Genomic DNA, 23,201 nt, shown 5'->3' on the forward strand with positions numbered 1-23,201 from the left:
GGCAGCTCATCAAACGCCTAGGCTATTGTTCTTCAGCGGCAGTTGGCGGATGCGCTTGCCTGTGGCGGCGAAGATCGCGTTCAGGACTGCCGGTCCTGCAACCGCGATCGTTGGCTCGCCCACCCCGCCCCAAAAGTCGCCTGAGGGCATAAGAATCGTTTCGACCGCTGGCATCTGGTCCATTCTCATCACTTCGTAGGTATCGAAATTCTCCTGCTCGACGCGTCCGCCATTGATTGTGCACTCTCCATACAGACAGGCAGATAGACCGTAGACGAAGGACCCCTCGACCTGACGCTCCGCCTGAGCGGGATTGACGACATGGCCCGGATCCGTCGCCGCGACAATGCGATGGATTTCCAGTTGCCCGTCGGTGACCGAGACTTCGGCTGCCGCCGCTACGTAGCTGCCGAAGCCCATGATCTGAGCGAGGCCGCGATGGACCCCGTTTCCCGCAGGTTTTTCCCAGCCGACTTTTTCGGCGACAGCCTCGAGGACCGCCAGATGCTTGGGATGATTGACGAGCAGCTTCCGCCTGAAATCGAGCGGGTCGATTCCAGCTTCGTGCGCGAGCTCATCTATGAAGCATTCGACGTAAAGGGCGTTCTGATTGAGATTGACCCCACGCCAGAAGCCGGGAGGGACGGGAGGATTGCGCATGGCGTGGTCGATCAGCAGGTTCGGGATGGTGTAGCCGAAAGCGCCCTCTGTGCCGCCATCGCTCAATCCCTGGAAGACGGCTGGATCTCGGCCGCTCTCACGCACCTCGGCGCGGAGCGGCCACAGGATTGATTGACCGCTGATGCGCATGTGAAGCGCAGTCACATTGCCGTCCGGATCAAGCGCCGCCCTCATTCGACACTGAGTTACCGGATGGTAGGCGCCGTGGAGCATGTCCTCTTCACGCGACCAGATGAGCTTGACCGGAGAACCGGGAAACTCCCTGGCGAGTGCAACCGCCTGCCTCACATATTCCTGGTGCCAGCCGCGCCTCCCAAAGCCGCCGCCCAGATGAAGCTTGTGAACCTCGCACTGTTCGATAGGCAGTCCGGAAGCCTCGGAAACGATGCTGAGGCTCTGCTCGCCATTTTGTGTCGGCACCCATACTTCGCATTTGTCGCGCGTATAAAGCGCCGTGGCGTTCATCGGCTCCATGGTGGCATGATGCTGATAGGGGAAGGAATAGGTTGCGGATATGACTTTCGCATCGTCGTTCGCGAGAGCGGCCCGCGCGTCGCCGATGGCCGTGCCGGGGACCGCTTGCTCGGCCTCCAAGCCTTCCTCGAGCATCGCGGCGATGGACCTGGTCGTTACGGCGTTGTTTGGCCCTTCGTTCCAGACGATCGGCAAGGCAAGGACGGCGCATTGCGCCTGCCACCACGTGTCGGCGACCACGGCGACGGATGTTTCATCGACCTGAACGACCTTCCGAACGCCCGGCATCCGCGACACGGACCCGGCATCGAAGCTTGCGACCGTGCCGCCGAACACCGGGCAAGCCCTGATCGACGCGTTCAGCATGCCCGGCAATCTCAGATCGGTGCCATATATCTGCTTGCCCGTGAGCTTGTCGCGCGTGTCGAGCCGCGGCAGGGGCTTGCCGGCGATCTTCCAGTCCTTCGGATCTTTTAGCGTGACATGGGTCGGCGTCGGCATTTGGGCGGCGAGCGAAGCGACGGCGCCGAATGTGACACTTCGCCCTGAAGGAGCATGACGGATGACGCTGTTCGACGCCGAGCACTCCGTCGTAGGCACGTTCCAAAGGGACGCCGCAGCGGCGACGAGCATCTCACGCGCGACCGCTCCGCCCTGGCGCACATATTCGTGCGACTCCCGGATGCCGCGGCTGCCGCCGGTCGAGAAACTGCCCCAGATTCGGCTTCGCCGTAAGCTGTCTCCGGGTGTCGGGTATTCCGTAGTCACCTTCGACCAATCGCACTCGAGCTCTTCGGCTACAAGCTGCGCGAGACCGGTAAGTGTTCCCTGGCCCATTTCGGAGCGAGCGATGCGGATGACGACGGTATCGTCTGGGCGGATCACCACCCAGGCATTCACTTCAGGCAGGACTGCAGGCTGTTCCTGGGCCTCCACAGGAAAGGGCACTTGAAAACCAAGCGAGAAGCCTCCGGCCGCCGCGACCGTGCCAATGAGGAAATTCCGGCGCGAAAAGGTAGCAACTGTCATGACCAATCCTCATCCCTTCTGAGCTTCGCTCATCGTTTCGGCAGCGAGCTTGACGGCCGCGCGGACCCGATTGTAGGTGCCGCAACGACAGATGTTGGTGATCTCGGCGCCGATATCGTCGTCCGTCGGTTGCGGCGTGCTGTTGAGCAATGATGCCGCGGCCATAATCATGCCCGCCTGACAATATCCGCATTGCGGGACGTCGAGGGCCAGCCACGCTTGCTGCACCGGATGGGATCCGTCGTCGGACAGTCCCTCGATCGTGACGATCTGTTGGTTTGCTTCTATCGCGCTTACCGGCAAGGCGCAGGAGCGCGTCGCAACCCCATCAATATGGACGGTGCAGGCGCCGCATTGCGCTACCCCGCACCCGTACTTTGTGCCGGTGAGGCCGGCCTGTTCGCGCAGGACCCACAGCAGCGGTGTTTCGGGATCGACATCGATGTCCCGCGTCTCGCCGTTTATCGTCAATCGAGCCATGGCATGTGTTCCTTATCGGTTGGAGCCAGTGGAAAACAGGGGCGGCTGACGCCAGCATTCGCGCCGAAGCCAGCCGGAGTATTGGCGCTACTGGGTCGCATTGCTCGACTGGCCCCGCAGATAGGATATGATCGCCGAGCGCTGTGCCCCGTCGCGTATGCCAACGGTCATCGTCGTTCCAGGCACAGCCTGGCGGGGATTGCTTAGATAGGCCTGCAGCCACTCCTCGTTCCAGACGAGCCCCGATGCGCTCAGCGCCTTCGAGTAGCGGGCGCCCTCGACACTTCCTGCAGCGCGTCCAATGAGCCCGAAAAGATGCGGTCCCACCCTGTTTTCGCCCGTGTTCAGGCTATGGCACGAGGCGCAGCGGCTGCGGAAAAGTCTTTCTCCCTCGGCAGTTGTCAGTTCCTGTGCCGGGCTCACGCCAGGCCAGAGAACGGTTGCGAAAATGAGGCCTGGGACTAAATGGAGGTGCTTGATCGGCAAACCTTGTTTCTCCTGCAGTTGCGGGGAGGCGCAGTGCCATCCTCCGCGGATCGGGATAGCCAAGGGTAGTCGCAGTTTGTCGCAGAGATTTGCCGGCCGAACTGCCGAGTTGTAACCAAATATCTCGCGCCACCCCGCACCGTGACACAGGCCACCGTCAGCATTCGCGTATGAGGGCGGATCGCAAACCCGCCGGGAACTCCCTGGCGGTCCACGAAGCGGATGTTTCAAGCAAGCTGGAGGGCCCTGCCGACACAGGTCGTTACAAACAGGCCGGTGCATGGGGATATTGCTGCGACAAATGAAGCCTAAAGAGGGCTGGCCTGGCCGGAGATCGCCGAGATGCGGTGGCGCGGGATCAACTTGCCTTGGACGAAAAACAGGATGCAACCGATGAAAACACGATTCACCGAGCGTGAGCCCGCCTACCTGCGCGAGCGCCGGGAAGCCCTTTCAAGCCCGGTCGCACGTTTTCTGGTCGGGATGTTTTTGTGCGCAGCCTCGGCCGCCGGCGTTGGGTTAGCACTTCCCGGGGGCGCCCTTGGATGAGGGGCCTGCGCGGCCGATAGCGCGTAAGCCTCCCTCGGACCTGCTGCAGTGCCGCGCGTCTTATCAGACGCGCAAAGGTCGCTGTAGCACTTTGATCTGCTGCATGTTCTGCCCTTCAACCGATTACGATCAAAGGAAACATGCAGCAGATCGATCAAGCGCCCTGGTCTGGCTTCGGTAGCGTTATGATTGCGCGCAGGCCGCGGTCGAGTCGCAAAAGCGTGATATCGCCGCCGTGATGGCGCGCGGTGGCCCGCGCGATAGATAGTCCCAGTCCGGCACCACCCGTTTCCCGGTTGCGGGAGGTCTCAAGGCGGAAGAATGGCTCGAATACGCGCTCGAGATCCCCCTCGGCGATTCCCGGTCCCTTGTCCTCGACCAGGATCTGTATAGAGGATTGCGTCTCCGCGACCTGCACACGGGCCTCGCCGCCATACCTCACTGCGTTTTCAATCAGATTTCGGACGGCACGGCGCAAGGCATCTGGCCGGCACGAATAGGGAATCTTGGGACTGTCGACGAAGGTTACGTCTTCTCCGAGGTCGGCAAGGTCGTCACAGAGGCTTTCGATCAAGGCTGTCAGATCGACCGCCCTGGTCGTTTCGGTGACCGCTTCCTCGCGTGCAAAGGCAAGCGCCGCCTCGGTCATCGTCTGAATTTCGTCGATCGTCGCCATCATGCGCTGTTGGACGTCAGTATCAGTGACGAACTCCGCCCTGAGACGCAGTGATGTGAGCGGCGTGCGAAGGTCGTGGCTGATTGCGGCGAGCATTCGCGTTCGATCCTCGACGAACCGGGTGAGGCGGGACTGCATCCTGTTAAACGCCTCGGCAGTCCTGCGAATATCGTCCGGTCCGGTTTCGGGCAGCGGTTCGATGGACTGGCCGCGGCCAAGCGCTTCTGCTGCGCCTGCTAAACGGCGCATGGGTCTGGCGATACGCCTGGCGACCAGGACACCGATCAAGGCCAGCGTCGCCGCAGTAATGCCGAGAGAAACGAGCGACTGGGTGTTCCAGTGGGCGCTGGGCATGTTTTTGTAATAAACGGAGTTCAGCCAGTGCCCATCGCTGAGCTGGACCGCCAGTCCCATTCCGTTGGACGCGCCGAGCGGCAGGAACTTCGCGAAGCGGGGAATGGACCACACATCCGAGGAAAGTCGCACCCAGCTTTCGGAGGCGATTGCCCTCTCGAACAGATGGAATTTGGGACCGGATGTCGCATTCTTCGAAATGGCGGAAACGACTTCCGGCTTATGATATGCAGGAAGCAGATTGGGCAATGGTTCTTCCAACTGCGCGATCGCCTGCTGTCGCCAGGCAAGGGCGTCGATCGGGTCTTCCGCTGACATCCAGAAGCGCGTGTAGGTCGTGCCGCTTGCGCGCAGGACATCGGCATGGAAACTTGCAGGAATGGACTCCAGCAATATTGCAAGCGAGGCAGTGCGGCTGAAGAACTCACTCTTCGCTGCGGCGCGCAGGGCTTTGTCGCGCTCGTCCCACGAAATCAGAAGGCCGATCACCTGGGAAATAAGGAGCGCCATCAGCAGAAAACAGATGAATTGAGCCGCAAGGCTCTTCCTCCACCATCTCATCAGTGACCTTCTATCTCTGCCACGAAGCTGTATCCTCCCCCCCAATGCGTCTTGATCAAGGACGGGTTCTTCGGATCGGCTTCGATTTTCTTGCGCAGGCGGCTGACCTGATTGTCGATGCTGCGGTCGAAGCATTCGGCCGCCCGTCCGGCGGTCAGGTCCAGCAGTTGGTCGCGGCTGAGCACCAGACCGGGGTGATCGAGAAATGCCTTGAGCAGGCGGAATTCAGCCGTGCTCAGTGCGACGCTGACGCCGTCGCGTCCAAGCAACTCGCGACGCCCGGTGTCGAGCTCCCAGACGTCGAAACGCACGGTCTTGGCCTTGATGCGGCCGCCGCGCTGCGGCGGGAGACTGTTGACGCGCCTCAAAACCGCCCTGATCCTCGCCAGAAGTTCGCGCGGATTGAATGGCTTCGTTAAATAATCGTCGGCGCCGAGTTCCAGCCCGACGATGCGATCCGTTCCATCGGCCATGGCCGTTAAGAAGATCACCGGCAGGTCCGTCGTCGCGCGCAACTGTCGACAGACGGTAAGACCGTCCTCGCCTGGCATCATAATATCGAGTACCACAAGATCAGGCGCGCTCTTTTCTATGAGACGCCGAAGTGCTTCGCCGCTCTCCGCGACGGAAACACGGTACCCCTGTTGCGTGAGATACTTCCCAACGAGATCGCGAATATCGCGGTGATCGTCCACAACAGCTATGTGAGGAGTAGCCTGCATACTGGCGTCCGAACGGGAGGTTTTTTCTTAAGAACACATAGCGCCGCCGGTCAGAAACCGCACTCGAAAAAGTGTAACAAAGCGTATCAGCGCGAAAGTCCGGCCTGAAACGGCAGCAGGTGATGGCTTCGATCAACGCACTGCAACATGGTGAAACCATGTTCGCAGTCCGGTTTGCATCAGCAACGTTCCATTGCCGCCGATACACTTTGACACGAAACTGCCCAGGGATTCGCATAGGCCTGCGACAAGTCTCCCGTAATTCTCCCTCTCCCGTCGCGCGGCGCTTCATCAGCAGGGGCGTCCACTCCAATGCGCCAACTCACCGGATCGGGCGCGGCGGGAGACAAAAGGAGATCCCATAATGACCAGACACTACATCAGAATGATCTGCGCCTCTCTCGCGATCCTTATCAGCACAGGACCCGCGCTCGCCGGCGGCGATTACTACAGCGGCGCAGACGTCAACGCCAAGCGTCGCGCACCTTCTTTGGAGCAGAACATCGACGAGAGCAGGACCGGCGGCCTCCGGCCGAATGCTGCCGCCTATGGCTTTCCGGTTCACAGTGAACCGCCCGCGATTGCGAAAGGTGGTGAGGGCGAATACTACCCGGGAGTGAGCCGCCGGTGACACGAGTGCTCGCGGGCGCTTCGGCGCCTGCGTTTCTGCCCCGAGGCTCTGAGAGCCAATCCACGGCTGTCAAACACAGATGCGGCGAGCATGTGACTGGGAACTCGCCCTCGAACAGATTGCTTCAACCCGCCGGACGAGAGGCAGCCTCCCAGGCCGACGTCCGGCCATGTTCGCGAGGGCCGGACTACTCCACTGCACCATTGATGAGTGCCAAGGCTGCATCACAGGCAATTGTCCGGATCCATAGATCGATCCCTGGCGAGCGTTGTCCGGTTGCCAACGGGTCCGCTCCGAAATCCGGGTGGACCCTCATCTATCCATTCCCAGTCGCTTGCGCAACTCGGCGTTTTCTGCACGCAACCGATCGGCCAGCAACTTCCGAAGCCTCTTGTTTTCCTTCTCGAGCTCAACGAGATCCTTAAGGTCGTCAGCTTGAGAAACAGGTTCTGCGGCTTTCCTCCAATTATAGTAGGTCTGTTCGGTAATGCCCACCTGCTTCAACGCGTCTTTGAGCGTGCTTTTGCCGGCGGAAAGCAGACCCTTGATCAGGCTGAGCTTTTCCGCCCGCTCAGCTTCGGTGTATTTCCTAGCCTTGGGTGCCTGTGCGCCTGCATTGGAAGTGTTTGGGACTGCCCTGGCTGATGCCGTCGTCGTCTTCTTCTTCTGGCGTGCCGCAGCCCTTGGCTTTGCCTTCTTGGGTTCCGTTTCTGCACTTGTCGTGTCCAATTGGACGTCATGTTCCTCAGCCATCTGTCGTTCTCCTGAATAGCCTCTTCCAAGTTATTGACGAGTATCAAAAAGAGTCAACTTGAGTGCTAAAGCAATTCTTGATCGATGATTGAATCCCTTGGTTCAGCAGCAAACTCCGACCCGCGGATGTCACAGCGAAGTCCATTAAGTGGAAGCTCGGCCGGGCATCAGGCCGGCGGGGAGTTGAAAGAGGTCGCGGGGAAGGTTAGAGAGCCGCGGTCGCCTGAGCTGAGGCTTGCCGCCGCGGCACACGTAGCGGCTTTGCTTTTCAAAGTTCACGAGGTTGTTGAAGCGCTCCATGAAAAGACCGCAAAGGAATTACCTGGTTGAGTATAAATCAAACCGTCGACGGGCAAAGCCGACGGCGAAATCCATCTGGGGAGATGCTGACTTAAAGGCTCTGGCACGTGAGCTCGAGGATCAATCGCATCCAGCCTTCACCAGTGAGCCTCCGATGAACATGACGGACCATGGCAGTGACAATGCTGGCCTTGGCCCCGACAGTGCCAGCACCGCGTCATCCCCCATGCTGCCGATGCCGGATGGTCACGCCGGGACGCGGCAGGGACCGGGACTCGAAGCGCGCGCTGTTGAAGGCGTTGATGATGTACGCCGAACCACAAGGCGGTCCGCAGAAATGGCCCGAAAAACTCGCCGGAGAAGCGTAGCGGCGGGCGTGCCGGCCACAATCGAGCTTGATGAGCTGGACCTCCTCGAGGCAGAGAACAGAAGTCTCAAGAAGCGTTTGGCAGAAAGGCTTCGTACCGAAAACACTCAGCTCAGGAGAATGCTTGAGCGTTTTGCACCCGCCACCGGCCGCAGCCTTTGAGCGTTGCACGTCATGCATTGCTGCAATGCAACAAAATGCTTAGGAACTGATCGTTATCGCTGTATATTTGTCTTCATCGAAGCGATGCACCTCCTCCCGCAGAGCTTCGTAATTCAGGCGGCCCATTCCTCCTCCCAGGGGCGCCTGAACGAACAGCGGCACTCCTCCTCCCAGTCGCTGATCGGCTCTTTTCGGAAAGCCTGCCGCACCTCCTCCCGCGGCAGGCTTTTCGTGTCTGGAGCACTCCGGAAAACGGGTTGACGGCTTTTCCATCCATCGTTTCGGACGCAGGCCGGTTCAACTGCTTAACGATGGGTCAGTTTAGACTTCGGCCTGCGGGAACCGCATTTCACCCCCATGGTGGCCTCCCAAAGGGAGGGGAGGGCCGACTCCACCACCTCCTGGCTTGGACCCGCAAAGCGATCTTGTGAAAGATCCGATACTAGGGCACAATTTGTGAGTGCGGCGCTATCTCGACTCCGGCCGTCTTGCGCCGAGAGTCCGTGGGCGAAAGGTCGGCGTCGATGGGTCAGGGGTTCTTTCTTCTGTTCGCTACGGGGTCCGTGGTCACAGCCCTGATGCTGGTCCTGGCGCGCAACCCGGTTCACAGCGCATTGGCGCTGATGGCGTGCTTCCTTCAGGTTTCCGCGATTTTCGTCATGCTCGGTGCGCCGCTGCTCGCGGTGATCCAGATCTTCGTCTACGTCGGCGCGATCATGGTCCTGTTCCTGTTCGTGATCATGATGATCGACGTGCGCGAAGCGGTGTTGCAGCGCTTCATGCCCGGCGGCAACCTGCCGGCCCTTGCGCTCCTCATTCTCCTCGGCGTCGAGATGATCGTGCTCGTGCTCTGGAGCGATCGATTTGCCGGGACGCCGCCCGTCGCCAGCCGCGGCGGCGATAAGGTCAGAGAGCTCGGCACCACGCTCTTCTCCGATTATCTCCTGCCGTTCGAAGTCGCCTCCGTCATCCTTTTGGCTGCCCTCGTCGGAGCGATCGTCCTTGCGCGAAAGGAGCCTGGGTGATGGTCCCGCTCTGGTGGTCGATCCTGCTCGGCGTGGCGCTCTTCGTAATCGGCGCGGCGGGCGTGCTGCTCAGACGCAATATTCTGATCGTGCTGATGTCGCTGGAGCTTCTGCTCAACTCGGTCAATATCAATTTCATCGCCTTCGGGCAGCACTACGACGATTTCCGCGGCCAGATCTTCGCGATCTTCGTCATCGCAATCACTGCGGCGGAGGTTGCCGTCGCCCTCGGCATATTGGTCGCCCTGGTGAGGAACAAGTCTACTCTCAGGGTCGACGACGTGACGACGATGAAAGGATAGCGGCTTGGACCCGGTGATATCGACCCGGCCGCTGCTTGCCGTCGCCATCGCAGGTCTGGCGGCACTTGCCATTCTCCTGCTGAACAAGCGCGAGAAGCTCCGCGACGCCGTCTCGCCGATCGCCGCGGTCGCGATGTTTTTGACCGTCGCCTCCATGGCGCCGACCGTGCTCGCCGGTGGAACGATGGAATTGCGCCTCTTCGAGATCCTGCCGGGGATCGACCTCGCTTTCCGGGCCGATGCGCTCGGCATGGTCTTCGCGACCGTCTCGTCGCTTCTGTGGATCGTCGCTGCGGTCTATTCCATCGGCTATATGCGGCATTTGCGCGAGCACGCCCAGACCCGCTTTTTTGCATGCTTCGCGACCAGCCTCGCGGCAGCGGTAGGCGGTGCCTTCGCGGCCAATCTGTTCACGCTGGTGATCTTCTACGAGGCGCTGAGCCTCGTCACCTATCCGCTCGTCTATCATCACGAGGACGAAGAAGGATGGCGGGGCAGCCGCAAGTACATAGTTTATCTGATGGGTGCCTCGAAGAGCGTCCTTCTCGCCGCCTTGGCCCTGACCTATCACATCGCCGGGTCTCTCGACTTCGTGGCGGGCGGACTGCTCGCGGGCGCCAATGCCTCGGCGGCGCTGCTGACAGTCGTGTATTTCTGCTATCTCTTCGGCTTCGCCAAGGCGGCGGTGATGCCGATGCACGCCTGGCTGCCCGCCGCCATGGTGGCGCCGACCCCGGTGAGTGCGCTCTTGCATGCAGTCGCCGTCGTCAAGATGGGTGTGTTCTGCGTGCTGCGGGTGATCTTCCATGTCTTCGGCGCTGGCCTGGTCGGAGAGTTGGGCCTCGGCATTGCCACGGCCTATCTGGTCTCGTTCACCATTCTTATGGCGTCCATCTATGCGCTGACTCGGGACGACCTGAAGGCGAGGCTTGCCTATTCGACGGTGAGCCAGCTCTCCTACATCGTGTTGGGCGCGGTCCTCCTGTCGCCGCTGGCGATGGTCGGCGGCATCATCCACATTGCGGCGCACGCATTTTCCAAGATCACGCTCTTTTTCTGCGCCGGGTCGATCTATTGTGCGTCCGGAAAGCGCAACATCAGCGACATGGCCGGCATCGGCCGCCGCCTGCCTTGGACCATGGGGGCATTCTTCGTCGCCTCGCTCAGTATGATCGGAATCCCGCCGACGGCGGGCTTCGTCAGCAAGTGGTACCTGGCCGAGGGCTCGATCGAGGCGGGGCAGATGGTTTTCCTGGCGGTGCTGCTCGCAAGCTCGGTGCTGAACGCCGCTTACTTCCTGCCGGTTAGCTACGCCGCCTTTTTCGAGGCGGAGACCAAGGAGAGCCGGGCGTCGGTCCGCGAAATCCCGCTCGTGACGATCCCGCTGGTCGCGACCGCGATCCTTTCGGTTCTGATGGGGATCTTCCCTTATTATTTCCTCACCCTCGCGGACGGAGTGATCCCATGATCAAGTCTGTCGTCGATTTCTTTGGCGATGCGGAACATGCGAGGCCGCGCCGGTGGCTGTTCTATCTGGTGCTCGTTCTGATCGTCCTCGCCGATTTCGTGGTCCCGCGCGAGCATGCCGAATATCTATGGGAGCGGCTGCCAGGCTGGTCGGCTGCTTACGGCTTCTTCTCCTGCGTGCTGCTGATCTTCGTTTCCAAGTTTCTCGGCCATCGCGCCGGGCTGATGCGGCGCGAGGACTATTATGACTGACTTCGTCCATCCGGCCGTGATCTTCATTCTTGGCGCTCTGCCGATCCCGTTCTTCACGGGACCGGTGCGTAAAGCCTATCTCGTGCTGGTTCCGGTGCTGGCGGCCGCCGCAGTCATGGCGGTTGAGCCCGGCAGTTATGGCGAGACGCAATTCATCGGCCGGGAAATTCTGATTGCAAAGGTCGACAAGCTCAGCATCGTCTTCGCTACCGTCTTCACCATGATGGCGCTGATCGGCACGGTATATTCGCTGCATCTGCGCGACGCCGGCCAGCATATGGCGGCCTTCGTCTATGTGGGTAGCGCTCTCGGCGTGGTGTTCGCCGGCGACTATCTGACGCTGTATCTGTTCTGGGAGGCGATGGCATTCGCCTCTGCCTATCTGGTCTTCGCCCGAGGGGGCGAGGCGATCCGCGCCGCTTTCCGGTATCTCATGGTCCACATCGCCGGCGGCGTTGTCCTGCTCGGCGGCATCCTGCTGCATGCGGCCGCGACCGGCTCTCTGCTCTTCGGACCGGTCGGTGGCGCCATGAACATGGGCTCCTACCTGATCCTTGCCGGTTTCCTGCTCAACGCGGCGGTACCGCCGCTGAATGCCTGGCTCACCGACGCCTATCCGGAGGCAACCGTCACCGGCGCGGTGTTTATGAGCGCCTTCACCACCAAGGCCGCCGTCTACGTGCTGGCGCGGGCCTTTCCCGGCACCGAGCTTCTGGTCTGGCTCGGCACCGTCATGGCACTCTATGGCGTGATATATGCGGTGCTGGAGAACGACTGCCGTCGCCTGCTTGCCTACCATATCGTAAGCCAGGTGGGTTACATGGTGGCGGGCATCGGTATCGGCACCGAGCTGGCGATAAACGGCGCCACCAGCCATGCCTTCGCTCATATCCTCTATAAGGGGCTTCTGTTCATGGGCGCCGGGGCAGTGATTTACGTCACCGGCCGGCGCAAGCTCACGGAGCTCGGGGGCCTTTACAGGGCGATGCCGCTGACGGTGGCGCTCTATATGATCGGCGCGTTTGCGATCTCGGCATTTCCGTTCTTCTCCGGTTTCGTGAGCAAATCGATGGTCGTGGCCGCAGCAGGGCAGGACCACCGCGCGCTGGTAATGCTGGCGTTGACGATGGCGTCGTCGGGCACGTTCCTGCACACCGGGCTTAAGCTCCCCTATTACATGTTCTTCGGCACCGACCGCGGGTTACAGGCGCGGGAGCCGCCCGGCAACATGCTGGTCGCGATGGGCATGGCGGCGGCGCTTTGCATCGCTATCGGTGTGTTCCCCGGCCCGCTCTACGCGCTTCTGCCCTATCCGGTCGAGTTCGAGCCCTATACCGGGGTCCATGTGACCGAAAGCCTCGGGATACTCATGTTCACGGCTTTGGGCTTTGTGATCTTCCTTCGGGCGCTCGATCCGGAGAACACGATCAGCCTCGACACTGACTGGTTCTACCGCAAGGGAGCCCGCGCCTTCATGTGGATCGCCGAAAGGCCGCTCGCCCGCTACGAGAAGGCGGTCAGCGACTTTTCCGAGACTGCGGCGCTGCCCTTCCTGCATCGCTCGGCGCGTCGCGGCCTGCAACTCGATCTCCAAGGTGTCGATGGCCTGGTAAATGGCGTCGCCCGCTCCATCCTCGATGGCGGCGGCGTGCTGCGGCGGCTGCAGACCGGAGTCGTCACCCATTACGCGCTGGCGATGATCGCGGGCCTGTTCGCGGCGATCCTCCTCTTCGCGGTGGTGTGGAGGTAGGGCCGATGTCAGTCCCGCTCTTGAGTCTGATCCTCTTCGTGCCGGCCGCCGGCGCGGCCCTCCTGATGTTCCAGCGCAGCGACGATGCGGTGCGCTGGACGGCGCTCGGTGTCACCCTCATCGACCTTGCTTTGTCGATCGCGATGCTGGCCGGCTTCGACACCACGACACATGAGATGCAGTTCACCGAGAGGCACCCCTGGGTGCCGGCGCTCGGGATCACCTATGCGCTCGGCGTCGACGGCATCAGCGCATTGTTCGTGTTCCTGACGGCGCTGCTCGGTTCGACTTCGGTGCTCGCCTCGTGGGTGGCGATCGACCGCAAGGTGAAGGAGTTCATGATCAGCCTGCTCGTTATGCAGACGCTGATGCTCGGAGTGTTCCTGGCGCTGGATCTCTTCCTGTTCTATGTCTGCTGGGAGGCGATGCTGATCCCGATGTACCTGTTCATCGGCATCTGGGGCGGTGAGGGCAGGGTCTATGCGGCCTTCAAGTTCTTCCTCTACACGCTCGCCGGCAGCATTCTCTTCCTCATCGGCGTCATCGTCCTCTATTTCCAGGGAGGCAGGACCTTCGACATCCTTGCGCTGACGGCGCAGGATCTGCCGTTCGCAATACAGTCCTGGCTGTTCTTCGCCTTTCTCATCGCCTTCGCCGTCAAGGTACCGATGGTGCCGGTTCATACCTGGCTGCCGGACGCCCATGTGCAGGCGCCGACGGCCGGGAGCATCATTCTCGCCGGCGTGCTCCTGAAGATGGGCACTTACGGATTCCTGCGCTTCTCGCTGCCGATTCTGCCGGAAGCATCGCTCTATTATTCCACGCTTATGCTCGTGCTTTCGGCTTTTGCGATCGTCTATGGCGGCTTGCTGGCGCTGGCGCAGGACGACCTGAAAAAGCTGGTGGCCTATTCCAGCATCAGCCATATGGGCTTCGTGACGCTCGGTATATTTGCGCTGAATCTGCGCGGGCTCGAGGGCAGCATCCTGCAGATGTTCAATCACGGGATAACGACGGGCGCATTGTTCCTGTTCGTCGGCCTCATCTACGAGCGCACGCATACCCGCAGCATCGCGAATTACGGCGGGTTGATGAAGGCGGCGCCGGTTTATACATCCTTTCTTGCGCTCTTCACCCTGTCTTCGATGGCGTTGCCGGGGACGAACGCTTTCGTGGGCGAACTTCTGGTGCTGTCGGGCGGGTTTGCGGCAAACCTCGCTGCGGGCGCCGCAGCCGTAGTGGGTGCGTTGCTGAGTGCTGCCTATCTGCTGGGCATGTACGGGAAAGTCGCGCTTGGTCCGGCGAATGCAGGCGACAGGTACGACATTTACGATGTGAACGCGCGCGAGATGGCCGCAATCCTGCCGCTTGCCCTGTTCGTGCTCTGGGTCGGGCTCTATCCGCGCCCGTTCCTAGAGATCATCGATGCCTCCGTCAGAAATCTGCTGGTGCAGGTACATGGTGAAGGGAGCGGCCAATGAGTGCTGCCGCGCTTCTCCAATGGGTCCTGGCGAGCGTCCCCGAGATCATCGTGGCCACTGGTGCCTGCATCCTCCTGATTGTTGGAGAGCTTGTGCGCAAGGGGCGGGACGAACTGCTCCTGTGGGCCTCAGTCGCGGTCGTGCTCCTTGCCGCGGTGGCCACGCTCATGCTGGCAGGCGGGACGCAGCCAGCCTATGCGGGCATGTTCATTTCCGACCGCTTCGCCGTCTTTTTCAAGTTGGTGTTTTATCTGGCGACCGTCCTGACCTTCTTCCTGTCGCGAAAATACGCCGAGATTGAGGGGATCGGCAGAAGCGAATATTATGTCCTGCTGCTCTTTTCCCTTCTTGGAATGATGATCATGGCCTCCGCGATCGACCTCCTGTCGATCTATGTGGGGCTCGAACTGATGGTGCTCTGCACCTACGTGCTGACGGGCTTCCTGCGCAAGGAGCGGCGGTCGAACGAGGCGGCGCTGAAATATGTGATCCTCGGCGCTGCCTCGACGGGGATTTTCCTTTACGGCGTCTCGCTCGTCTATGGGCTTACCGGCACGACCCAACTGGACCATCTGGCCGAGGCGGTGGGCGGCGATCCGCTCGATGCAGGCTTGCTGCTGGCGGTGGTCTTCATCGTTGCGGGACTCGTTTTCAAGGTCGGCGCCGTGCCGTTCCACATGTGGTTGCCGGATGTCTACGAGGGGGCGCCGACGACGATCACGGCGTTCATGTCGGTTGCGCCAAAAGCGGCCGGCTTCGCGGTGATCCTCCGGGTGTTCCTTAACCCGCTGGTGGAAGCTTCGGGGGCCTGGATCATCGTGGCCGCAATCGCCGTCGCTACGCTGGCGGTCGGCAGCTTCGTGGCCCTCGTGCAGGACAACTTCAAGCGCCTGCTTGCCTATTCCAGCATCGCCCATGCCGGCTTCGCCATTTTCGGTGTGGTAGCCGGAGGGCAGGACGGGATCGCCAGCGTGATGCTCTACCTTCTGATTTATACTTTCATGACTCTTGGCATCTTCGGCGCCGTCATCATGATGCGAACCGCGGACTTCTCCGGCGAGGTCATCGAAGACTACGCAGGCTTCGCCAAATTCCACCCCGGGTTGGCACTTCTGATGCTGCTTTACCTCTTCTCACTCGCGGGGATCCCGCCGACCGCCGGGTTCTTCGCCAAGTTCTACGTGCTGGTCGCCCTTATCGAGCGAGGCTTCGTCGTGCTGGCGGTGATCGCCGTGTTGCTCAGCGTGGTCGCCGCCTATTTCTATATCCGCATCGTCATGGTGATCTACATGCGTGAGCCGGGGAGGGCATTCGAGCCGGCGCTGACGCCGCTTGTGCGCGCCACTCTGGCCATCACCGCGGCGGGCACCATCGGCATCGGCCTGTTTCCGACGTGGTTCCTGAGGCTTGCTCAGCAGTCGGCATTTGCGGGGTAGGGCGGATACTTCGCTGCTGTATTGCCGGCGCGAGATTGCTGCAGGCGCGGTCCGATTTGAATAAGATGTTAGTAATCAATTGGATTTGCATTGATCCGCCTGACGGAATAGACTCGCGACAGGTGAAATGGGCTGCCAGAGCGTCCGCCGGGCGCGGGCGTTCGCGGTCCCGAAGGGGTTGATCGCGGCTGAGAAAGCCGCTGGTTGGCCAAGGCCAAAGCTATGACGGCAATGGACTTCCTGCCGGTTCTGTTGATGGTCGCCGGAGTTGTGCTGGTGGCTGTGGCGACGCTTTTCGTCTCATCGCTGCTGCGCCCGTCCAATCCTTATCCCGAGAAGAACGCACCTTACGAATGCGGCATGGAAGCGGCGGGCGAGGCGGCGGGCGGCCGTTTCCGCGTTCCGTTCTTCATCCTTGCCATCCTGCTCGTGATCTTCGATGTCGAGGCGATGTTCCTCTTTCCCTGGGCGGTCGTCCTCAAAGAGATCGGTCTGATCGGCTATATCGAAATGTTCGTCTTCATGTTGTTGCTTCTTGTGGGCTTCGCCTATGCCTGGCTGAAGGGGGCGCTGGAATGGCAGGAGTAAACGACACGATCCGCGACAGCGTCTTGTTCACCACGGCCGACAGCATCATCAGCTGGAGCCGGAGATCCGCCTTGTGGCCGGAGACCTTCGGCATTGCCTGCTGCGCCATCGAAATGATCTCGGCGGGCTGTGCGCGTTATGATCTCGACCGCTTTGGCGTAGTGTTCCGCCCTTCGCCCAGACAGTCCGATGTGATGATCATTGCCGGCACCGTGACGCGGAAATTCGCACCCGTCGTGCGGCGGCTCTACGATCAGATGCCGGAGCCGCGCTGGGTGATCGCGATGGGGACCTGCGCCATCTCGGGCGGAGTCTACAACACCTATGCCGTGGTGCAGGGCTCGGAAACCTTCGTGCCCGTCGACGTGCATGTGCCCGGCTGTCCGCCACGGCCGGAAGCACTGATGCACGGCTTCCTCCTGCTTCAGGAGAAGATCAAGAAATCCCGCGCGCTGACGGGAACGCCCCTGGAGCGGGCCGCAGCGTCATGACCGTGGAGCGGCCTTTCGATTCAACTCTGATCGTCGAGCGCTTCGCAGGAGCAATCGAGGATTTGGGCACTGCGCACGGCATTCACGCCTTCGCCGTTCCGCAGGAAAGGATCGTGGAAGTCTGCCGTTTCCTCAAAGAACATCCGGCGCTCGAGTTCAATTTCCTCTCGGACATCTGCGGTGTCGATCACTATCCCGAAACGCCGCGCTTCGAGACGGTCTACCACCTCTATTCGCTGCGTAACAAATGGCGTGTCCGCATCAAGTGCCGGCTCGGCGACCCGCCGCATGTTCCGTCAGTCACGGCGGTCTGGCGCACCGCCAACTGGCATGAGCGGGAGGCTTGGGACATGTACGGCATCCGCTTCGAGGGGCATCCGGACCTGCGTCGGATCTACATGTGGGAAGACTTCGAGGGCTTTCCGCAGCGCAAGGATTTCCCACTGAGGGGCTACAGGGACAAGCTGAACCCCTTTGGAGCCGAGGGTCCGCCGCCGACGCAGCCGGACCTCGCTACTAAAGACATACCGCAAGGAGGCCGTTAGACGCCGGAGAGTCGAGATGACCGAAGTCACCGAGCTCATGAGGCCGGAAGGGGAAGCGCTCAAAACCAAGGAGGTGCTTCTCAATCTCGGTCCGCAGCACCCGAGCACCCACGGGGTACTGCGGCTCGTGCTCGAACTCGATGGCGAGTATGTCGAGCGCGTTGACCCGCATATCGGCTATCTCCACCGCGGCACCGAAAAGCTGGCGGAGAGCTTCACCTATACGCAGATCTTTCCGCTGACGGACCGGCTCGACTATCTCTGTCCGCCCTCGAACAATCTGGCCTTCGCGCTGGCAGTGGAGAAGCTGCTCGGCATAGAGGCGCCGCTCCGGGCGCAATATATCCGCGTGATGATGGCGGAACTCGCACGGATCTCCGGCCACCTGCTGATTACCGGCGCGCTGCCGATGGATCTGGGCGCCATGACCGCGCTGCTTTACGCCATGCGCGAGCGCGAAATGATCATGGACCTCCTGGAAATGATCACCGGCGCACGTATGCACACCTCCTATTGCCGCGTCGGCGGGTTGCGAGAGGACCTGCCCGACGGGTTCCTTCCGAAAATCAGGGAGTTCTGCGAGATCTTTCCGAACCGCATCCGCGACTACGAGCGCCTGATAGAGAGCAATCGGGTGTTTCTCAGCCGCACCCAGGGCGTGGGTGTGATCTCCGCCGAGGACGCCGTCGATCTGGGCCTGAGCGGCCCGAACCTGCGCGCTTCCGGCGTCGACTGGGACATCCGGCGCGACGAACCCTATGAAGTCTACGACCGGCTCGATTTCAACGTCGTCACGCGCCAGGAGGGCGATTGCTATGCGCGCTGGCTCTGCCGGGTCGAGGAGATGCGCGAGAGCATCCGCATCATCAAGCAATGCATGGAGCAGTTGCCGGAAGGGCCGTTCCAGGTCGATATTCCGACGATTGCCTTCCCCGTGGATAAAGAGCGCGTGCATTGCTCGATGGAGGCGCTGATCCAGCATTTCGACCTCTCCGCCTACGGTTTCAGCGTACCCGCAGGCGAGGTCTATTCGGCGATCGAAGCGCCAAAAGGCGAGTTGGGGTTCTACATCATCAGCGACGGATCGCCGAAACCGTTCCGCATGAAGGTGAGGGCTCCTTCCTTCGTCAATCTTCAGGCGCTCTTCGGCGTGACCAATGCACGCTACCTTGCCGATATGATCGCCGTGCTCGGCAGCCTCGACCCGGTGATGGCGGAGGTGGACAAGTAGCAGGGAGGATAGGACGCGATGACGATGCGCGAAGAGATCGAGGCGGCGGCGATGCGCTATCCCGACCGGCGGTCGGCGATCATGCCCGCGCTCATGATCGCGCAGAAGGAGCATGGCCATCTGCCCGGCCCGATTCTCGAAGAGGTCGCCGACATCCTCGGCGTCGAGCGCGTCTGGGTCTATGAACTCGCGACCTTCTACACGCTTTTCCACACCGAGCCGATCGGCAGGTTCCACCTGCAACTCTGTGACAACGTCTCCTGCATGCTCTGCGGTTCCGAGGCGCTGCTGTTACATCTGGAAACGATGCTGGGAATCGGGAAGGGAGAGACCACCCCAGACGGGCTGTTCACGCTTTCGACCGTCGAATGTCTCGGCGCCTGCGAAATGGCTCCGGTGATGCAGGTCGGCGACGATTACCACGGCAACCTCGATGCCGCGCGACTCGACGCGCTCCTCGAGAGCTTCAGTGCAGCGGCGGAGCGGGTGGCGAGCGCCGAGCGCGCTGCTGCGCCGGCGCCAGGAGAGTGAACCATGTTCGAGCCGGTCCTGCTCAGGAATGTCGATGTGCCGGACGGCCATCTGCTGTCGGCCTATGAGGCCGGCGGCGGCTATCGGGCCCTCAGGAAGGCGCTCGGCGAATACAGGCCCGACGAGATCGTCGAGCTCGTCAAGGAGTCCAACCTGCGCGGCCGCGGCGGCGCGGGCTTCCCGACGGGCATGAAGTGGAGCTTCGTCCCGAAAGCGGCCGGCAAGCCGAAATATCTTTGCTGCAACGCCGATGAAGGGGAGCCCGGCACCTTCAAGGACCGCATCATCATGGAGCGCGATCCGCACCAGCTCATCGAGGGGCTGGCAGTCAGCGCCTATGCGATCGGGGCCGAAACGGCTTACGTCTACATTCGCGGGGAATACGTGACGGCTATTGGCCGCATGGAGCAGGCGATCGCCGAGGCGCATGAAAAGGGTTATCTGGGCGCCGGCATTCTTGGTTCCAATTTCAATTTTACGATCCACATCCACCGCGGCGCCGGCGCCTATATCTGCGGCGAGGAAACCGCGATGCTCGAGTCACTCGAGGGTAGGCGCGCACAGCCGCGACTGAAGCCGCCGTTTCCGGCCGTCGCCGGGCTCTACGCCAGCCCCACCGTGATCAACAATGTCGAGACGCTTGCCTGCGTGCCGCATATCGTCATGCGCGGGTCGGCATGGTTCCGCGGCATAGGGCCGGACAGGAGCCCCGGCCCGAAGCTCTACTGCCTCAGCGGACAAGTGCGCAAACCCGGCCTTTACGAGCTGCCCATGGGCATACCGCTGCGCGAGCTCGTCGAGGAGCACGCCGGCGGTCCGTTGCCGGGACGCAAGGTCAAGGCGGTGATACCCGGCGGGGTCTCGGCGCCGGTCATTCCGGAGAGCGGGCTCGAGGTGGGGATGGATTTCGACTCCCTCGCTGCCGCCGGTTCGATGCTCGGTTCGGCGGGCGTAATCGTGGTCGACGACTCGACCTGCATGGTCAAGGTCGCCACGCGGATCATCGAGTTCTTCCACCACGAGTCCTGCGGCAAATGCACGCCCTGCCGGGAAGGACTGAACTGGGTCGTGAAGGTCCTGCGGCGCATCGAGGCTGGCGAGGGTGAAGCCGGCGACCTGGATCAACTGGAGATGCTCTGCAAGGGCATTTTCGGCAACACGTTTTGTGCCCTGGGCGACGGCGCGGCCATGGGGCTGCGGGCGGCGCTCAAGCATTTCCGCGACGAGTTCGTCACGCATATCGAAGAGCGGAGGTGCCCGTTCCACTGAAGGGGGCGCCGATCGGTCTGGGAGGAAGAATGGTTAGCGTCACGATTGACGAGCAGAGGCTGGAGGTCGAGGCTGGCTCCACGGTGCTCGCCGCAGCCGAGCGTTTGGGCATTGAAGTTCCTACGTTCTGCTACTGGAAGCGGCTGCCGCCACTCGCCTCGTGCCGCATGTGTCTGGTGGAAATCGAGGGGCTGCGGCGGCTGCAGCCTGCCTGCGCCACCCTGGCGACGGACGGCATGGTGGTGCGGACAAATACGCCCCTGATCGAGGAAACGCGCGCATCCATGCTCGACATGCTGCTCGCCAATCACCCGCTCGACTGCCCCATCTGCGACAAGGGTGGCGAGTGCGAGCTTCAGGACATGGTGATGGCGTATGGACCCGGCCAAAGCCGGTTCCGCGACGCAAAACGCGTGTTCCATTCGAAGGACATCCGTCTGAGCCCGGTCATCATCATGAATGTCAACCGGTGCATCCAGTGCCAGCGCTGCGTGCGCATGTGCGAGGAGGTCGTCGGCGCGGTGGCTCTGGGCACCGTCGAAAAGGGCATGGATACGGCCGTCACCGGTTTCGAGGGGAGCCTTGCAAGCTGCGACCAGTGCGGCAATTGCGTCGAGGTCTGCCCGGTCGGCGCGCTGATGAGTTTCCCCTATCGCTACAGGGCACGGCCCTGGGATCTCGCCGAGACCGACACGATCTGCCCGCATTGCGGCACGGGATGCCAGCTCACCGTGGGCGCCCGAAAGGGCGAGTTCATGCGGGTGCGCTCGGACTGGGAGCATGGCGTCAACCGCGAGACGCTCTGCGTGCGCGGCCGCTTCGGCCTCGATTTCATCGAAAGCCGCAATCGCATCAAGCGGCCGATGATCCGCCGTGAGGGCGTGCTCACGCCCGTTTCCTGGGAGGAGGCGGGCGACTATCTCCGCCAGCGTCTCCAGGCGATGGAGGGCAGGGCCGCCGGCGGGCTCATCTCGCCGCGTCTGCCGAACGAGGTACTCTACCAGTTCCAGAAGCTGATGCGGACGGTGTTCCGAACGAACAATATCGACTGCACCTCGCGCTGGTCCACTCCGCTCGACGTTCTGGTCCCGCTGATTGCAAGTTTTTACAGCCGTGGCCCCCTCGACCAGGTCATCGGCAATGACTGCGTCCTCGTCATCGGCGGCAATGTGACCGAGGAGAACCCGGTCACCGAATACCTCCTGCGCGATGCCGCGCGGCGGCGGCATACCGGCTTGCTCATGCTCTCGGCGCGGCCATCGCGGCTCGACGCCGATGCCCGGGCGGTGCTTCGCGCGCAGCCCGGCGGCGAGGCTCCGAGCCTGGCCGCGGTTGTCGGCGCACTTATTGGCCTGGCCGGCGAAGAATTGCCGGGCGACGTGCTTGCGAAGAGCGCCACGAGCGCCAGGCCCGTCGCCGGCACGAATGCGGAGTTGGATCGTCTGGCCCTGGCGCTCAAGGAAGGTCGGAGCGCCACTGTCCTGGTAGGTGTCGATCTGCTGAGATCACCGCAGGCGCGAGAGATGCTGCAGCAGATCGGCAATCTTTTGCAGCTCCTTCGCCTGCTTGGCAAGGAACCCGCACTGCAGTTCCTCTTCGACCGAGCCAATCAGATGGGCGCCTGGGACATGGGTGTCCTGCCGGGGCTTTTGCCGGGGCTGGGTCCCGTCGGCGACGAGGCAACGCGCACGAAGTTCGAACGGAGCTGGGGCGCGGAGATTCCTCCTGAACCGGGCGCCGATGTCGACGCGATGCTGGAACTCTGCGGAAACGGGCGGATGGGCGTGCTTTATGTGGTGGCAAGCGACCCGCTGATGTCCTATCCCGACCGGGAGTTCGTCGAGCGCGCACTCGGTGACGTCGGTCTTCTGATCGTTCAGGATGCGCTGCTCACCGAAACGGCGGGATTGGCCGATGTCGTACTGCCTGCGGCCGGCTACGGCGAGGAGTCCGGTACTTTCACAAACAATGAGGGACGGGCCCAGGCGCTCCGCAAATTCCGCGAGCCGGCCTTTGACGCCCGGAGCAATCTGGCGATCTTCGACTTTGTCGCGGCCATCCGCAAGCAGCCGCTGCAACCGTCCGCCGCGGCCTCCATCTTCGACGAGATGACGCGGCTGGTCCCCGCCTATCAAGGTTTGACGTGGGATGGGCTCGGGGCCGACGGTGCATTCACGGCGGCAGCCTCGACGCCATGGGCGAGCGCGTTCGACGCTCCTCTGACTGCGCCGGGCGTGACGGACGGGCTCAAGCTGATCACCGGCAACGGCCTGTTCCATAACGGCTATGTTTCTGAGCACTCGGAGACCCTGAACACGGTCGCGGATGACCCCTATGTCGAAATGAGCGCGCAGGATGCCGAGCGACTCGGCCTTTCGGACGGCGATCAGGTATCTGTGCGGTCCACGCAGGGCGAACTTACGGCGAAGCTCAAGATCAACAGGCGCTTTCCGCGCGGGCTCGTGTTCGTTCCCGAAAACTACCGCGCCCTCAAGCTCAACAGTCTGATGCGGAGGGGCGAGTATCCGTGTCCGGTGGAGATACGCCGGTGCGCGAAGCGCGCGGCATCTGCACTGGAGGCAGACCGGGTCTGATCGCACCCGGATCT

Annotated in this window: 22 protein-coding genes; 16 read left to right on the forward strand and 6 right to left on the reverse strand. The window is 61.9% G+C overall.

Annotation, left to right across the window (positions count from 1 at the left end; all coding sequences use genetic code 11):
* Positions 1-9: 9 nt before the first annotated feature.
* The 5 genes from SINAR_RS0110175 to SINAR_RS0110200 form a co-directional block, all read right to left on the reverse strand.
* Positions 10-2,184: a xanthine dehydrogenase family protein molybdopterin-binding subunit gene (locus SINAR_RS0110175; RefSeq protein WP_027999005.1), complete on the reverse strand. Its 2,175-nt coding sequence runs from the start codon at positions 2,182-2,184 to the stop codon at positions 10-12.
* A 9-nt stretch (positions 2,185-2,193) separates the two neighbouring features.
* A complete protein-coding gene (locus SINAR_RS0110180) occupies positions 2,194-2,664 on the reverse strand; it encodes a (2Fe-2S)-binding protein (protein ID WP_027999006.1) in 471 nt (156 codons plus the stop codon).
* Positions 2,665-2,751: 87 nt separating this feature from the next.
* A complete protein-coding gene (locus SINAR_RS1000000135200) occupies positions 2,752-3,432 on the reverse strand; it encodes a c-type cytochrome (protein WP_084617262.1) in 681 nt (226 codons plus the stop codon).
* A gap of 421 nt (positions 3,433-3,853) precedes the next feature.
* Positions 3,854-5,290, reverse strand: a complete 1,437-nt coding sequence (locus SINAR_RS0110195; protein ID WP_027999008.1) for a sensor histidine kinase — start codon at positions 5,288-5,290, stop codon at positions 3,854-3,856.
* Entirely contained in the window at positions 5,290-6,012 is a 723-nt protein-coding gene (locus SINAR_RS0110200; protein ID WP_027999009.1) for a response regulator, read from the reverse strand. The genes SINAR_RS0110195 and SINAR_RS0110200 overlap by 1 nt, the downstream gene beginning before the upstream one ends.
* A 364-nt stretch (positions 6,013-6,376) precedes the next feature.
* Between SINAR_RS0110200 and SINAR_RS0110205 the strand changes: the two genes are divergently transcribed.
* Positions 6,377-6,643 (forward strand): hypothetical protein, encoded by a 267-nt coding sequence (locus SINAR_RS0110205; RefSeq protein ID WP_050577465.1) that lies wholly within the window; start codon positions 6,377-6,379, stop codon positions 6,641-6,643.
* A 312-nt stretch (positions 6,644-6,955) separates the two neighbouring features.
* Here the strand turns inward: SINAR_RS0110205 and SINAR_RS0110210 are convergent, their stop codons facing one another.
* On the reverse strand, positions 6,956-7,396 hold the full coding sequence (locus SINAR_RS0110210) for a transposase (protein WP_027999011.1): 441 nt from the start codon (positions 7,394-7,396) through the stop codon (positions 6,956-6,958).
* Between the two features lie 298 nt (positions 7,397-7,694).
* Here SINAR_RS0110210 and SINAR_RS1000000134675 point away from each other — a divergent pair, with 298 nt between their 5' ends.
* The 15 genes from SINAR_RS1000000134675 (at position 7,695) to nuoG (ending at position 23,187) form a co-directional block, all read left to right on the forward strand.
* The gene (locus SINAR_RS1000000134675) at positions 7,695-8,225 is read left to right on the forward strand and encodes a hypothetical protein (protein ID WP_150824062.1); all 531 of its coding nucleotides are present in this window, start codon (positions 7,695-7,697) and stop codon (positions 8,223-8,225) included.
* A gap of 524 nt (positions 8,226-8,749) precedes the next feature.
* A complete protein-coding gene (locus SINAR_RS0110225) occupies positions 8,750-9,250 on the forward strand; it encodes an NADH-quinone oxidoreductase subunit J family protein (protein WP_027999012.1) in 501 nt (166 codons plus the stop codon).
* Entirely contained in the window at positions 9,250-9,552 is a 303-nt protein-coding gene (gene nuoK / locus SINAR_RS0110230) for an NADH-quinone oxidoreductase subunit NuoK (protein ID WP_027999013.1), read from the forward strand. The genes SINAR_RS0110225 and nuoK overlap by 1 nt, the downstream gene beginning before the upstream one ends.
* Positions 9,553-9,556: 4 nt before the next feature.
* Complete coding sequence (locus SINAR_RS0110235) at positions 9,557-11,020, forward strand: monovalent cation/H+ antiporter subunit D family protein (RefSeq protein ID WP_027999014.1); 1,464 nt, start codon at positions 9,557-9,559, stop codon at positions 11,018-11,020.
* Positions 11,017-11,271, forward strand: coding sequence for a hypothetical protein (locus SINAR_RS0110240; protein ID WP_027999015.1), 255 nt, complete (start codon positions 11,017-11,019; stop codon positions 11,269-11,271). The genes SINAR_RS0110235 and SINAR_RS0110240 overlap by 4 nt, the downstream gene beginning before the upstream one ends.
* The gene (locus SINAR_RS0110245; protein ID WP_027999016.1) at positions 11,264-13,021 is read left to right on the forward strand and encodes a Na(+)/H(+) antiporter subunit D; all 1,758 of its coding nucleotides are present in this window, start codon (positions 11,264-11,266) and stop codon (positions 13,019-13,021) included. The genes SINAR_RS0110240 and SINAR_RS0110245 overlap by 8 nt, the downstream gene beginning before the upstream one ends.
* A gap of 5 nt (positions 13,022-13,026) precedes the next feature.
* A complete protein-coding gene (locus tag SINAR_RS0110250) occupies positions 13,027-14,502 on the forward strand; it encodes an NADH-quinone oxidoreductase subunit M (RefSeq protein WP_027999017.1) in 1,476 nt (491 codons plus the stop codon).
* A complete protein-coding gene (locus SINAR_RS0110255; protein ID WP_027999018.1) occupies positions 14,499-15,938 on the forward strand; it encodes an NADH-quinone oxidoreductase subunit N in 1,440 nt (479 codons plus the stop codon). The genes SINAR_RS0110250 and SINAR_RS0110255 overlap by 4 nt, the downstream gene beginning before the upstream one ends.
* Before the next feature lie 222 nt (positions 15,939-16,160).
* Positions 16,161-16,526, forward strand: coding sequence for an NADH-quinone oxidoreductase subunit A (locus SINAR_RS0110260; RefSeq protein WP_027999019.1), 366 nt, complete (start codon positions 16,161-16,163; stop codon positions 16,524-16,526).
* The gene (locus SINAR_RS0110265; protein ID WP_027999020.1) at positions 16,514-17,017 is read left to right on the forward strand and encodes a NuoB/complex I 20 kDa subunit family protein; all 504 of its coding nucleotides are present in this window, start codon (positions 16,514-16,516) and stop codon (positions 17,015-17,017) included. The genes SINAR_RS0110260 and SINAR_RS0110265 overlap by 13 nt, the downstream gene beginning before the upstream one ends.
* A complete protein-coding gene (locus SINAR_RS0110270; protein ID WP_027999021.1) occupies positions 17,014-17,562 on the forward strand; it encodes an NADH-quinone oxidoreductase subunit C in 549 nt (182 codons plus the stop codon). Before SINAR_RS0110265 ends, SINAR_RS0110270 begins: the two co-directional genes overlap by 4 nt.
* 16 nt (positions 17,563-17,578) lie before the next feature.
* Entirely contained in the window at positions 17,579-18,793 is a 1,215-nt protein-coding gene (gene nuoD / locus SINAR_RS0110275; RefSeq protein WP_027999022.1) for an NADH dehydrogenase (quinone) subunit D, read from the forward strand.
* 18 nt (positions 18,794-18,811) lie between these two features.
* Positions 18,812-19,324 (forward strand): NADH-quinone oxidoreductase subunit NuoE, encoded by a 513-nt coding sequence (gene nuoE / locus SINAR_RS0110280; protein ID WP_027999023.1) that lies wholly within the window; start codon positions 18,812-18,814, stop codon positions 19,322-19,324.
* A 3-nt stretch (positions 19,325-19,327) separates the two neighbouring features.
* Positions 19,328-20,593: an NADH-quinone oxidoreductase subunit NuoF gene (nuoF, locus tag SINAR_RS0110285; RefSeq protein ID WP_027999024.1), complete on the forward strand. Its 1,266-nt coding sequence runs from the start codon at positions 19,328-19,330 to the stop codon at positions 20,591-20,593.
* Positions 20,594-20,622: 29 nt separating this feature from the next.
* Positions 20,623-23,187 (forward strand): NADH-quinone oxidoreductase subunit NuoG, encoded by a 2,565-nt coding sequence (gene nuoG / locus SINAR_RS0110290; RefSeq protein ID WP_027999025.1) that lies wholly within the window; start codon positions 20,623-20,625, stop codon positions 23,185-23,187.
* Positions 23,188-23,201 lie beyond the last annotated feature (14 nt).

Source organism: Sinorhizobium arboris LMG 14919 (assembly GCF_000427465.1).
Taxonomy (GTDB): domain Bacteria; phylum Pseudomonadota; class Alphaproteobacteria; order Rhizobiales; family Rhizobiaceae; genus Sinorhizobium; species Sinorhizobium arboris.